Origin of the sequence: Lujinxingia vulgaris (assembly GCF_007997015.1) — a bacterium.
Taxonomy (GTDB): domain Bacteria; phylum Myxococcota_A; class Bradymonadia; order Bradymonadales; family Bradymonadaceae; genus Lujinxingia; species Lujinxingia vulgaris.
In genome coordinates this window covers 88,039-100,543 of sequence record NZ_VOSM01000012.1, presented here as the reverse complement: position 1 = coordinate 100,543, position 12,505 = coordinate 88,039, and the positions used below count along the sequence as shown (strand labels likewise).

9 protein-coding genes are annotated in these 12,505 nt (G+C 65.9%); 1 reads left to right on the top strand and 8 read right to left on the bottom strand.

Features of this window, described 5'->3' with window-relative positions; all coding sequences use genetic code 11:
- Nucleotides 1-386 precede the first annotated feature (386 nt).
- The 7 genes from FRC98_RS18345 to FRC98_RS18315 all read right to left on the bottom strand — a co-directional run bounded on the left by FRC98_RS18345 (nt 387) and on the right by FRC98_RS18315 (nt 8,956).
- Entirely contained in the window at nt 387-1,847 is a 1,461-nt protein-coding gene (locus tag FRC98_RS18345) for a TolC family protein (protein ID WP_230467771.1), read from the bottom strand.
- Nucleotides 1,848-1,926: 79 nt separating this feature from the next.
- Nucleotides 1,927-3,126, bottom strand: coding sequence for an ABC transporter permease (locus tag FRC98_RS18340; protein ID WP_146982880.1), 1,200 nt, complete (start codon nt 3,124-3,126; stop codon nt 1,927-1,929).
- Nucleotides 3,123-3,857: an ABC transporter ATP-binding protein gene (locus tag FRC98_RS18335; RefSeq protein ID WP_146982879.1), complete on the bottom strand. Its 735-nt coding sequence runs from the start codon at nt 3,855-3,857 to the stop codon at nt 3,123-3,125. The genes FRC98_RS18340 and FRC98_RS18335 overlap by 4 nt, the downstream gene beginning before the upstream one ends.
- On the bottom strand, nt 3,854-5,209 hold the full coding sequence (locus tag FRC98_RS18330) for an efflux RND transporter periplasmic adaptor subunit (RefSeq protein WP_146982878.1): 1,356 nt from the start codon (nt 5,207-5,209) through the stop codon (nt 3,854-3,856). Before FRC98_RS18330 ends, FRC98_RS18335 begins: the two co-directional genes overlap by 4 nt.
- 53 nt (nt 5,210-5,262) lie before the next feature.
- On the bottom strand, nt 5,263-5,928 hold the full coding sequence (locus FRC98_RS18325; protein ID WP_146982877.1) for a glutathione S-transferase family protein: 666 nt from the start codon (nt 5,926-5,928) through the stop codon (nt 5,263-5,265).
- A 641-nt stretch (nt 5,929-6,569) separates the two neighbouring features.
- Complete coding sequence (locus FRC98_RS18320) at nt 6,570-8,573, bottom strand: CASTOR/POLLUX-related putative ion channel (protein ID WP_146982876.1); 2,004 nt, start codon at nt 8,571-8,573, stop codon at nt 6,570-6,572.
- Nucleotides 8,574-8,611: 38 nt separating this feature from the next.
- Nucleotides 8,612-8,956, bottom strand: a complete 345-nt coding sequence (locus FRC98_RS18315; RefSeq protein ID WP_146982875.1) for a tRNA-binding protein — start codon at nt 8,954-8,956, stop codon at nt 8,612-8,614.
- A 387-nt stretch (nt 8,957-9,343) separates the two neighbouring features.
- On the opposite strand from FRC98_RS18315, the gene FRC98_RS18310 reads away from it, so the two are divergent.
- A complete protein-coding gene (locus FRC98_RS18310) occupies nt 9,344-10,642 on the top strand; it encodes a patatin-like phospholipase family protein (protein ID WP_146982874.1) in 1,299 nt (432 codons plus the stop codon).
- Between the two features lie 616 nt (nt 10,643-11,258).
- Here the strand turns inward: FRC98_RS18310 and FRC98_RS18305 are convergent.
- Entirely contained in the window at nt 11,259-12,365 is a 1,107-nt protein-coding gene (locus FRC98_RS18305; RefSeq protein ID WP_230467770.1) for an AAA family ATPase, read from the bottom strand.
- Nucleotides 12,366-12,505: the final 140 nt, after the last annotated feature.

The window sequence follows — 12,505 nt, the reverse complement described above, 5'->3', positions numbered from 1 at the left end:
AAGTTTCTAAAATTTCGAAAAGCCATGTTGACGTTGCTCGCTGCGGCCCGTGTTGGCGTCGCGTTGAGCGGAGGCGGACACTAAGTCCGGACCTCGTTGGCGTCAAGCCCGATTTCGAAAAAGTTTCGTCATCGTCGGTGGCTATCGGCCTCTCTCAGCGAGTGGCTCCGAGGAGCAGCACCGCGTCGAGGAGTCGGAAGTTATGCATCGGGGTGATTTGTGTCAACAGGTTTTTCCACCGATTGCAGAAATATTGGAATCGACGTTCAAAACGGCCCCGAAACGCCATAATTTTGTCGTATTGCGATCTCCTTTGGGCGGAAATGGGTTGTATTGTCGGTTTGGCGGGTGATCGCGGACGATCACCGAGCTGATCGGGAGGATCATCAGGGTATGTCCGGAAGGGTTCCGGTGAGTTGCTGGAGGGCAAGGGTGTGGCGCATGAGTTCGAGGTCGGCCTCGACGACGCGCTCTTCTGCCTCCTGGAGGCGTTGGAGGGCGTCGACGACTTCAAAGGCTGTTCCGCGGCCGGTTTCGAAGCGGGCGCGTTGGGCGGCGACGTTTTCGCGGGTGAGCTCGGCGGTTTGCCTGGCGAGTTCGGCGCGGGTGCGGGCGGCGCGGGCTTCATTGAGAAGAGAGGTGATGGTGTGTCGCGCGTCGGCGCGGGCCTGCTCGAGATCGTGTTCGGCGGCGCGCACCGCGAGCTCGGCGCGTCGGGCATCGGCCTGACGGGCGCGGTTGATGATGGGGAGTTCCAGGCGCAGGCCTACGAAGGCGACGTAGCCTTCGGCGCGGCCGATCTGCGCCAGGGCATCGGGGGTGGAGCGGCCGAGGCCGTCGAGTTGAAAAGATCCGACGGCGTCCAGCGCCGGGCGCGCGTTGTTCCTGGCGAGTGCGGCCTGCTGGCGGGCGTCTTCCAGGGCGATGGTGAGGCGTTGAAGTTCGGGGGAGTTCGCTTCGTAGCGCTCCAATGCGCGATCGCTCTCGGGGAGATCGGGGATGGAGGGGGCTTCGGAGCGGGCGCGTAGAGAGGTGTCGGTGGCGAGCCCCAGCTGTCGGGATAAGGTGAGGCTTCGCTCGTCGACGCGGGTGCGTGCGGCGAGTAGCGCCTCTTCGGCGCGGGCGATCTCGATGCGTAGGGGGATGAGGTCAGCGGGTGCGGCGGCGCCGGCCTCCAGACGCACCGTGGCCTCCTGCAGGCTCTGCTCGGCTAAGCGGCGCGCGCCCTGTTGGATCTCCAGCGAGCGTTGCGCGAGCCACAGATCCCAGTAGGTGGTGAGGCTCTCATAGAGGAGGGCGTTCGTAAGCTCATCGCTCTGGGCCAGGCGCAGCTCCTCGGCGCGGCGCGCAGAGAGGAGCGCGGCATCGACCACATCGCGACCCGCGCCGCGCAGGAGGGGCTGGGTGACTTCTGCGGCGATGCCGGCGTCGTAGGCCACGCCCAGATCCCCCAGCACCACCGAGTCACGCACAGCCCTGTTTAAAGACGCGCTCAACGCCACCCGCGTGCCGATGGGCAGGGTATGGGAGAGGCGGCCGGCCAGGCTCAAGGCGCTGGAGTCGATCAAGCGCGTTCCCTGGGCGGAGAGATCGGGGAACTGGCCGTAGCGGTAGCCGGCATCTGCGCTGAAGACAGGTGTGCGCTCGTGCTCTTCGCTTAGAACAAGCTCGCGGGCGCGCTCTTCTTCGATGCGCGCGCGCTCCAGATCGGGGCTCTGGCGCAGGACCAGTTCGACGACCTGATCGGGGGTGAGCCAGTTCAGGGGGTCGTTCGCGGCGCTCTGGTTCGCTTCTTCATAAGAAGAGGGGGAGGTCTGGGCGAGGGCCGGCGCGCTTCCCGCGATCATCAGAAGTCCGATCGCGGCGGCGGCTCCTTTTATGCTCCCGGCTCTTCGAGTCACGCGTCGGCCGCCCTTCTTACTACGGTCATTCATGGCGAAGCGCCTCAATGGGGTTGAGTCGGGCGGCCTTTCGGGCCGGCACAAAACCAAAAACCACGCCGATCACTGCCGAAAATCCAAAGCCCACGAGCATGGTCTCGGTGGAGAGCACGAAGGGAAGTCCCATCTTGTCGGTGGCGAGGTAGGTGCCGCCGATGCCGAGCATCACGCCGATGAGGCCGCCGAGCGTCGAGATGGCGACGGCTTCCACCAAAAATTGCACGAGCACATCGCGCACGCGGGCGCCGATGGCGATGCGGATGCCGATCTCGCGGGTTCGTTCGGTGACCGAGACGAGCATGATGTTCATGATGCCGATGCCGCCGACGAGCAGGCTGACCGCGGCGATCGCGCCGAGCAACAGCGTGAGGGTGCGGGTGGTGCCGGCGAGTGTGTCGGCGACCTCTTGCATGTCGCGTACGTAGAAGCTGTCTTCGCCGGCGGCGGGGCGGCGCTCGCGCAGAAAGCGCTCGATGTCGGCTTTGACCCGCGTGGTGCTGCCGTCGACAAGCGCCGAGACGTAGATCGAGCGCACGTCCAGGTTGCCGATCAGCCGGCGTTGCACAGCGAGGGTGGGCATGACCACCACGTCGTCGAGATCCTGACCGAGGGAGGCGCCTTTGCTGGCGAGCACGCCGATGATCTGGCAGGCACTCCGACCCACACGCAAGGTCTGGCCCAGGGGCTCTCCGGCCCCAAACATGGTCGTGGCCACGGTGTGACCGATCACACAGACGGTCGCCGCGCTCTCCTGCTCCTCGGCGTCGAAGAGGCGGCCTCGGGCAAGCTCCCAGTTGCGGATCGCAAAAAAGTCGTTGGTCGTGCCCATCACCGACGCGGAGTGGTTGATGCCGCCGTAGACCAGCGTGGCCTGGGTGTTGGCCTGCGGCGCGACGAGTACGCCGGGGATCTGGCGGGCCATCAGCTCGACGTCTTCGTGGCTAAAGGCGGTGGCCGCCCCGCGCACGCCTCCGCGGCCGCGGCCCCGGCCGGTCTGCACGATCAGGAGGTTGGAGCCCATCGAGCTGATGCTCTCGGTGACGCTGCGCGTGGCGGCCTGGCCCAGGTGTACCATGGCGATGACGCTGGCCACGCCGATGACGATCCCGAGCGCGGTGAGCACCGAGCGCACTTTGTTTCGGGCGATGGCGACAAAGGCCATCGTGAGCGTGTCGCGCATTCTCATGCGAGCACCTCCTCAGGCGGCCCATCGGCGCGCAGCGTGCCATCGACAAACCACAACACTCGCCGGGCGTGCATGGCGACTTCCGGCTCGTGGGTCACGAGCACGATGGTGATGCCCTGCTCGCGGTTGAGCGTTTTGAGGAGCTCGATGACCTCGAGCGTGGTGGTGGTGTCGAGGTTGCCGGTGGGCTCGTCGGCCAACAGAAGCGTGGGCTCGGTGACCAGCGCGCGGGCGATGGCCACGCGCTGCTGCTGGCCGCCGGAGAGCTCTGCGGGGGTGTGGTCGGCGCGGGCGCCCAGCCCCACGCTGGCGAGCGCGCGCAGCGCGCGGGGGCGGCGCTCAGACGGCGCGACGCCCTTGTAGATCAGGGGGAGCTCCACGTTTTCGAGTGCGGTGGTGCGGGCGATGAGATTGAAGCTCTGGAAGATGAAACCCAGGTAATTGCGGCGCAGAAGCGCGAGCTGGTCGCGGTCGTAGCGCGCCACATCCAGGCCGCAGAAGCGGTACTGGCCGCTGGAGGGGGAGTCGAGGCACCCGATGATGTTCATGCAGGTGGATTTGCCCGAGCCGCTGGGGCCCATCACGGCGACGAACTCCCCGGGGTGGATGGCCACATCGACGCCGTCGAGGGCGCGGACCTCGGTGTTGCCTTCGCCGTAGATCTTGCGGACGTCGCGCAGCTCGATGATGGGGGTGGGCTCAGGGGTCTGAGGGGGGTGGAGGGCGCTCACCGCTGGCCCCCCTTTTTCCCGGATGTCTTCTCGGATGTTTTTCCGGCTGGGTTTCCGGAAGAAGAGCGATCGCCCTTCCCTTCAAGTCCTTCGCGCTCGGGCGGTGGCCCTTCGGTGAAGCCGATGAGCAGTTCGGTGCCGTCTTCGAGCTCTCCGGAGGTGATCTGGGTAAAGCGGCCGTCGCTGCGGCCGGTGTGCACCCGGAGCTCGGTGGGCATCCCGTTCTCCAGCACATAAACGGTGCCCACGCCCTGGGCCGCGCCGCCGCCTCGCCCGCCCCAGCGGCCGAAGCGCGGTAGCAGCCCGCCGCCGGGGCGCGCGTCTTCGTCGGGGGCGGGCGGGGTGAAGCGCAGCGCGGCGTTGGGCACGCGCAGCACGTCGGTGAGGGTTTCGGTGACGATGGTGACCGCCGCGCTCATCCCGGGGCGCAGCAGGCGCTCGCTGTTATCGACCGAGAGCTCGGCGACGTAGGTGACGACGTTTTCGGTGAGCGTGGGCGCCAGATCAAGGGATTCGACGGTGGCGTCGAAGGTCTGCCCGGGCCAGGCGCTGACGGTGAAGGTGGCCTGCTGGCCGGGCTTTACGAGGCCCACGTCGGCCTCGTCGACCCAGACCTGCAGGCGCATCTTCGCCAGATCTTCGGCGGCTAAAAAGAGCTCGGGGGCCTGCAGCGAAGAGGCGACGGTCATACCCGGCTCCACATGGCGAGCCAGGATGACGCCGTCGATGGGGGAGGTGATCGTGGCGCGCTCAAGCTGGGTCTGCACGTCGTCGACCTGGGCGCGGGCGCGCTGCAGATCGGCGCGGGACTGATCGAGGTCGGCGCGGGCGCGCAGCGTGCGGGCAATCGCGGCCTCCAGCTCGGCCAGCGCGCCGACCTCGCGCTCGACCAGGGCGCGGGTGCGCCGCTCTTCGCCCTCGGCCTCATCGAGCGAGGCCCGGGCGCGGCGCAACGAGGCCTGGGAGGAGGCCAGCCCGGCGCGCGCCAGCGCGAGCTGGCTCTCGAGCACGGTGGTATCAAAGGTGGCGAGCACCTGGCCCACCTCCACCTCCTCGTTCTTGTCGACGTCGACCGTGGCGAGCTTGCCGGAGATCTCGGCGCCGATGGTCACGGTGCGCCGCGCCTCCACGGTGCCGGTGGCGCTGGCCGAGACGATGATATCACCGCGCTCGGCGGGCCGGGTTTGCCAGTGAATCGGCTCCTCGCGGGGCCACTGCCACCAGGCCACCGAGGCGATGATTCCCCCCACCACCAGCGTCGAGCCCACCCACAGGGGCAGGCGACCGCGGCGGCTTCGCGCCAGGGTGCGCTCGATGGTTTCGGGATCGGGGAGAGGACGTGGTGTGCTCATGCGGGGGCTCCGGCGCGTTCGTGTCACCCGAAAAGGGTGCGTGTCGTAAAGACTCAGAAGGCCAGAGAATATTCGCCGCCCCGCTCAATCGCGCGCTGATAAGCCTCGCGCTGGCGCAGCGTTTCGACCATGGCCCGGATGTGCGGGTAGGCGCTGACGTCCCCGCGCGCGGTGGCCGCCTCCAGGGGGAAGCTCATCTGGATATCGGCCGCGCTGAACTCCTCGCCGCAGAAATAGGGGCGGCTGGCCAGCTCGGACTCCCAGTACTTCATGTGTTTTTTGAGCTCGGGGTTGATGAACTCTTTGTTCACCATCGCCGAGATGCCTTTGAGCAGGGGGCGGGCGATCAGCGGGCCCTGGCGGCCGATCTCGTGGAAGACGATCTTGAGGAGCAGCGGGCTCATCGCCGAGCCTTCGGCGTAGTGCATCCAGTAGGTGTAGCGCAGGCGCTCGGGGGTGTCGGCCGGCGGGCGCAGGCGGCCCTCCCCGTAGCGCTCTACCAGGTATTCGATGATGGCGCCGGATTCGGCCACGGTGATGTCGCCGTCGGTGATCACGGGGGATTTCCCCAGCGGGTGGATCGCGCGCAGCTCGGGCGTGGCGAGCATGGTGGCCGGGTCGCGCTCGTAGTGTTTGATCTCGTAGTCGCAGCCGAGCTCTTCGAGCAGCCAGAGGATACGGTGGGAGCGGGAGTTGTTGAGGTGGTGGACGGTGAGCATGGGGATCTCCGGTGGGGGGTCGGCTTAATACACTTTGCGTAAGCGGGGGCATCGTCGCCGCCGGCGGCCTTCGGAGCAAGGGGGAGTGGCGAGGGGAGGTCACCTGCCTCCTCTTCGGGTGCCCGGGTGGCTTGGGAGCCTTAGCGGCGCAAAAAAATGGCTCGAGGGGTGGCAAGGGGGGGAGGTCACCTCCCTGCCCGGGCGTTCGAGGCACGGCAAGGGGGGGAGGTCACCTACCTGCCCGGGCGTTCGAGGCACGGCAAGGGGGGGAGGTCACCTACCCCCTCTCGGGCTCGGCGATCGGCTTCGGAGCCTTAGCGGCGCAAAAAAATGGCTCGAGGGGTGGCAAGGGGGGGAGGTCACCTCCCTGCCAGGGCGTTCGAGGCACGGCAAGGGGGGGAGGTCACCTCCCTGCCAGGGCGTTCGAGGCACGGCAAGGGGGGGAGGTCACCTACCCCCTCTCCCGGTGCCCGGGTGGCTTCGGAGCCTCAGCGGCGCAAAAAAATGGCTCCATGACCGGCTCGGGGGGGAGGTCACCCCCCTCGTCTCGGGGGCGGCGACCGGTTCAGGAGCCCGGGGCGGGCACAAGGCCCGCCCCTACGACGTGGGGGGAAAGCCCAAATCAGGCATAAGACCCGCCCCTACACATTGGGGGGGCGGCGCGCCACGCGGGTCATCACCACCAGGCGATCGTGGGCGGAGACCTCCCAGCTCCGACCGCGCTCCGGGTTGAGCTCCAGCGTCGCGCCGGGGGCCGACCCTTTGCCCTCCCGGGCCGGGGCGCGGCGATCGACGCCCAGAAACACCTCGGCGCGGCGCGCGGCCTCCTCTTCGAGCTCCTCAAAGCTAAAGATCCCCGGCTCAAGGGCGTATTCGTCGAGCTGGCGAAAGCCCACCTCGGCGCCGCCGGCGGTGAAGAGCTCGTCGAGGATCGCCGACAACTCGCGGCGAAGCGCCACCTGCGCCAGCACATGACTCAGCAAGCTCGGGCTGATCATCACCTCCCCCACCCGCTCGCCAATCAGCGTCTTATTATGAGGGTCGCTCAGCTCGACGAGGGGCTGGAGCGCGGGGCGGCCGCGCTTGCGCGGCAGATTCAGCGTCTCTTCCAGCGAGAGGTAGCCCATGATGGTGCGGGCGTCGGCCTCTTCGCCGCTGACGAGGCGATCGCTGCTCATGAAGATGACGTGGTCGGCGCCGGCGATCTCGCTGGCCCCCTCGTCGCCCCAGTGGGTGTAGTCGACCTCGATGTGGCGGCAGAAGCGCTCGGGGAGCTCCAGGCCCTGGTAGCGCAGGCGCTCCAGGCGATCGGCGATGGGCAAGGACGAGACCACCGTGACGGTGAAGGTGCCGTAGGAGCGCAGCTCGGCCAGGAGCGCGGGCACCTTTTCGCTCCAGCCCAGCACGAGCACGCGGCGACCGCCGTGGTCGAGCTCCAGCAGGGGCTCGGGGCTCACGCGTTTGAGGCGGCGGCCCGCGCCACGCCAGGGATCTTCGGAGGGGGCGGCGTCGCGGTAGGTGGGGGCGATGAGCACCAGCGCGTCGCCGGCGGCCAGCTTAAAGTCGGGGCCGGGGGCCAGGTGGTTCTCAAACCCACCCTCGGTGCTGCGCACCACCCCGCAGAGGATCGCACGTTCAAAATGCCTCGCCGCCTCGGCCAGTGTTTTGCCGGCGAGTGTGTTGTGGTGGCGGACGAAGACCTCACTGCCGATCTCGGGACTTAAGAGCTCGTTGTAGACGCGCGAGAGGCCCGGGTGGCGCAGGTTCTGGGCCATCAAACGGCCGATGAGCTGGCTGCTGCTAACCACCTCCAGGGGACCGCCGTAGGCGCGGCGCGCGACCTCCTCATGGCGCGGCTCCTGAAGCTCGATCACCACATAGGGGTGGGGCTCCCCGGCGGCGCGGACCTGGCCGTCGAGGGAGAGGAGGATTTTGATGACCTCCACATCGGCGCTGACCTCCCCGGGTTCTTGTTCCTGAGGGGAGGGCACGATCACGGCGGCGGCGTGCACGGCGGCCACCCGGCGCAGGTGCTCGGCGTTGATGCCCGAGCCCGAGCGCAGCACCACCTCGGAGGCGCGGGGTCCGACGACGTGATCCTGGCGGATCTCCTCTAAAATTTCGTCGTCGAGCTCTTCGACCAGGGTGACGATGCGGGCGCGCCGGCCGCCGCCCAGGCCGGCCAGAAAGTGGCGAACGCGATAGGTGGAGAGCAGCAGTTCCTGAAGCAGCGGCACGGTGCGGTCGGTCCAGCCCAGGACTACAAAATGGTCCTCCATGACCACCGGGGTGAGCCCGCGCTCCAGGGTGCGCATCGAGCGCAGAAGCCAGCCGGTCATGATCGCGACCAGCGTGCCCATAAAGAGCACATAGCCCGCCAGGGTCAGCAGGGTGGCCACCACGCGGCGCCAGGCGCCCTGGTCGTCGCCGAGATAGCCCGGGTCGGTCAGGCGCAGAAACGCCCACCACACCGAATTTTCAAGACCGTCGCCGTTGGCGCCCGGGGGCAGCACGGCCAGCCCGCCCAGGAGCGCGACCAACGCCACCACGGCCGCCACCACCAGGAGCTGGATGTGGGGGCCGCGGATCAGCGCGCGCTCCACCCAGAAACGCAGGCGATCGAGGAGTCCAAAGCTAAACTTCATACGTCTACCTCAGCTACATACACATCAGCGTCGCGCATCTACTTGAGACGGGCCCCGTCGGGCACCTCGCCATCGGGCCTGGCCAGCACAATGGCGCCCCCGGCGTCTTCAAAGCCGCAGATGAGCACCTCGGAGCGGATGGGGCCGATCTGTTTGGCCGGGAAGTTGGTCACGCAGATCACGCGCGTGCCCACGAGCTCTTCGGGCGAATAACGCTCGGTGATCTGGGCGCTGGATTTGCGCACGTCGCCCTCGCCAAAGCGCACCCAGACCTTGTAGGCGGGGCGGCGCGCCTCGGGGAAGGGCTCGGCGCGCACGATGGTGCCGGCGCGCAGGTGCACTTTTTCAAAGTCCTGCCAGGTGATCGTGTTCTCGCTGCTCATGTTTGGCTCCTCATCATCGCTATCATCGGCCGATCGTCAGCGACTCCAACCTCGCATAAGGGGCGCATCGTGGCTACGCGGGCGCATAAGCCGCGTGTTGTAACGTCGTAAGCTATCGTTGCTGCCGCGTCTGCTGCATCGAGAACAACGCATGCCGCGTTGCAAAGCCTCGACGATGCTAAAGCATCGCCTGCGATTTGCGCCTTGCCTGCGTCGCTCTCGATTTCGCATCCAGCGACATCAACATCTGCTCACGACGTGTTAGGCTGGGCGGCGATCGGGCTTTCCGCGCCCGTAGGAACGCCCCACCCTGCCCCGGCTTCGGGCCGGACGAGATCACGCGCGACCGACCCGGGGTCACGCTAACCCACTGACGATGTTGCTGTTTTGAACACAAACTCACGTAAAAGCTCATCAACGAATGCGTTAAAAGACGGGCCGCGCCGGGCGCTGGTGCTCTCCGGGGGCGGGGCGCGGGGGGCGTATGAGGTGGGGGTGCTGCGCTACATCATGCACGCGCTGCCGGCGGAGCTGGGGCATGCGCCGCGTTTTGACATCATCAGCGGCACGAGCGTCGGCGCCATCAACGCCGCCTGGGTGGCGGCCACCCTGGACGAGCCCCACTACTGCGCGGCGCGTCTGGAGCACCTCTGGCGCGCGCTGAACTTTCAGGAGGTGATCCGCTTCTCCTACCCCGAGGTCGGGAGGCTGCTCTACCACTACCTGGTGGAGTCGAAGCTGCCGGGGCCGCTGCGGCGCGCGCAGCTCGCGCTCAGCGATACGAGCCGCCCGGGGGGATTTTTGCACACGGGCTTCTTCGACCGGCTGGTGCGCCACGAGATCCCCTTTCGGCGCATTGAACACAACTTAAAAAGCGGGCATCTGCTGGCGGCGTCGGTCTCGGCGACCGACATCGTCTCGGGGCAGACCACGGTCTTTGTGCAGTCGCAACAGCCCGTGCCGCCCTGGACGCGCGACCGCCGGCGCATTGCCCGGGCCGGGCCGATCACGCCCAAAAAGGTCCTGGCGAGCGCGGCGATCCCGATGCTTTTTCCCTCGGTGCAGGTGCACGGGCGCTGGTACTGCGACGGGGCGCTGCGCCAGAACACGCCGATCTCCCCGGCGCTGCGCCTGGGGGCGGATCGCCTGCTCGTGATTTCCCTAAAGTCCGAGCCTCCCCATGCCCGGGGTCGGCATATGACCCCGGTGCCGGAGCATTTGCGCAAGGTGGAGCACCCCAACCTCTCGTACGTGCTGGGCAAGGTGCTCGACGCGCTTCTGCTCGACCCGCTCGACTACGATTTGAGCGTGCTCAACCGCGTCAACGCCATGCTGCGCTACGGGGAAGAAGCCTTTGGCGAGGACACCTTCTTGCCCACCTTCAACGAGGTGATCCGCGCCCACCGCGGGCAGGGCTACCGGGTCGTTGAGCCTTTGCTATTGCGCCCGAGCCGCGATCTGGGGGAGCTGGCCGCAAACCTCGCGAAGACCCTGCCGGACGACTTCTGGGGCTCGGCGCCGCTGCGGCGGATCGGCCAGCGGGCCACCGAGGCCGAGGGGGGGCGCGAGAGCGATCTCTTGAGCTACGTGCTCTTCGACGGGCAGTACACCGGCGAGCTTATTGAGATGGGGTATGAGGACGCGGCGGCGCGGAGGGAGGAGTTGGTGGGGTTTTTCAGTGCGTAGTTTATATTTTATTTAATGATATTTTTCACTATTCGTACAATCAGCTTACTGCCATTGAATGCGCCTCGAACTTCACACTGACCAAATACACAGCCCCTTGCATAATTGAAAACGAGGCTTTAAGATTCAACACACGCATTAATCATAACGCAGAATATTGGAGGGTTTTATCATGGCCGTAAAACACACCCCAACAGGCGAAGTTCACAAGGGAAGCAAGGGCGGAAAAACTGGATGTGGCGCAGATACAACAAAGCACCCCACCCATTGGGTAAACTCAAGCTCTCGAATCACCTGTGCCAAAAATGGCTGCAAGTAAACTTCAGCTTTAATAATTTAAACATTCGTTAGATGTAAAAACCCCCGGCGCATTCACGATGCGCCGGGGGTTTTGTCGTCGGGGGAGCTTCGCGAACCACTTACGCGTCGCGCTTACGCCGCCGGTGATCAGCAGCCAATTTAACAGGAGTGCCAGGGCGGTGCCCTCGCCGATATGCCATCTCCTTTCCCACAACCGTGGCGGAAGCAAAGACGCCATAATGTGCGAGGTGGCCGACCAGTGACTCCTTAACAAAGTCCTCCTCGGTTGGCCCTTCGACGACAATGATCAGACGCATTAAGGCCGCCCTCCGATGACGCCTTTGTCAAAGATCTCGGAGAGGCTGTAATCCTCCATCCACGAGGCCAGTTGCGCCTCATCCAGACGATGCAAGGTGCTGGCACCGTTTTGACGCTCGACGACCACCACCTCGGCTGGATCAAAATGATCGAGAAAGGCGGTGGACTGTGTCGCGAAAAGCACCTGGGTGTGGCGCGAGACCGAACGCGCCAGCTCCGCGAGCGTGCGGATGGCGGCCGGATGCAATCCGAGTTCGGGCTCGTCGATGCTTATGAATCTGGGCAAATGCGCCGTCGGCTGTGCCAGTGCGGTGATGAGGGCAATGGCGCGCAACGTTCCATCGGAGAGCTGGTGGACGCCAAAGCGCTCATCCTGATCGTCGATCCAGTCGAGCCGAAGCGTCGTAGCGTTAACCGGAGTGGGCGCGAGCTCTTTTACGGCCGGGACAATACGGCTGACGAAGCGGTTGATCCGTCGCCAGGCTTTGCGGTCGGCCTCGTCGTCGCTTTGTTGAAGCCGGAAGAGGTAGGCGGCGAGGTTGCTACCGTCGGAGCGAAGGTAGCGGTCGTCTTCCGCACGAGCGTGGGTGCGGAGCGCGGACGTCATCGACGTATCGTGAACATGAAAAAAGGTGAGCTGAGAGAGCCAGTCGTTGACCGCGCGAGCGTTACTATCACCATCGGAAGCCATCCGGATCTCCGACTCCCAGTGCCCGGCCCCCAGTGAAGTAAGGTGCAATTCTGCGTCGGGGGTTGGCTGGTAGCCGACCTGCTCGTCCAGAAATACGAGTTTATCGCCCGCGGCAAAGCCCAGTCGGGCTTCATAAATATGGCGGTTTTCGCCCTGTAAAAACTCAAGTTTGAGAGTGATGGCAGGGGTGCGTTTAGGGCCGTAATAAAGCAAGGCGGAGGCACCTCCCGCCTCGGCCACAAAACGTTGGAGCGAGCCGGTCCGAATCAGCGGAACCATGCGCAGCGCTCGCAAGACGTTTGATTTTCCCGAGCCGTTCGCCCCGATGAGCACCGTGAGTCGCCCCGGTTGAAGCCGCACGTCGGCCAGCGAACCAAACCCTGCAATATGGATGTCGCACAATCCGTCGCTCATAACGTCTCTTCTGTTGGACTGGCGCACGGTCCCGCCCACACCGCTAAGACAGGGTGTGAGGTTTTGACCGTCACAGGTGGGGTTCATGAGGGCTACGGTTTCATACAAGCCGTCTTTGCCGATGCGGAGATGTTTTGAAG

Bases quoted from the DNA above. Each gene is read 5' to 3' on its own strand.
- FRC98_RS18345 (WP_230467771.1), bottom strand. From the start codon at position 1,847: ATGATCGCGGGAAGCGCGCCGGCCCTCGCCCAGACCTCCCCCTCTTCT.
- FRC98_RS18340 (WP_146982880.1), bottom strand. From the start codon at position 3,126: ATGAGAATGCGCGACACGCTCACGATGGCCTTTGTCGCCATCGCCCGA.
- FRC98_RS18330 (WP_146982878.1), bottom strand. From the start codon at position 5,209: ATGAGCACACCACGTCCTCTCCCCGATCCCGAAACCATCGAGCGCACC.
- FRC98_RS18325 (WP_146982877.1), bottom strand. From the start codon at position 5,928: ATGCTCACCGTCCACCACCTCAACAACTCCCGCTCCCACCGTATCCTC.
- FRC98_RS18320 (WP_146982876.1), bottom strand. From the start codon at position 8,573: ATGAAGTTTAGCTTTGGACTCCTCGATCGCCTGCGTTTCTGGGTGGAG.
- FRC98_RS18315 (WP_146982875.1), bottom strand. From the start codon at position 8,956: ATGAGCAGCGAGAACACGATCACCTGGCAGGACTTTGAAAAAGTGCAC.
- FRC98_RS18305 (WP_230467770.1), bottom strand. From the start codon at position 12,365: ATGAGCGACGGATTGTGCGACATCCATATTGCAGGGTTTGGTTCGCTG.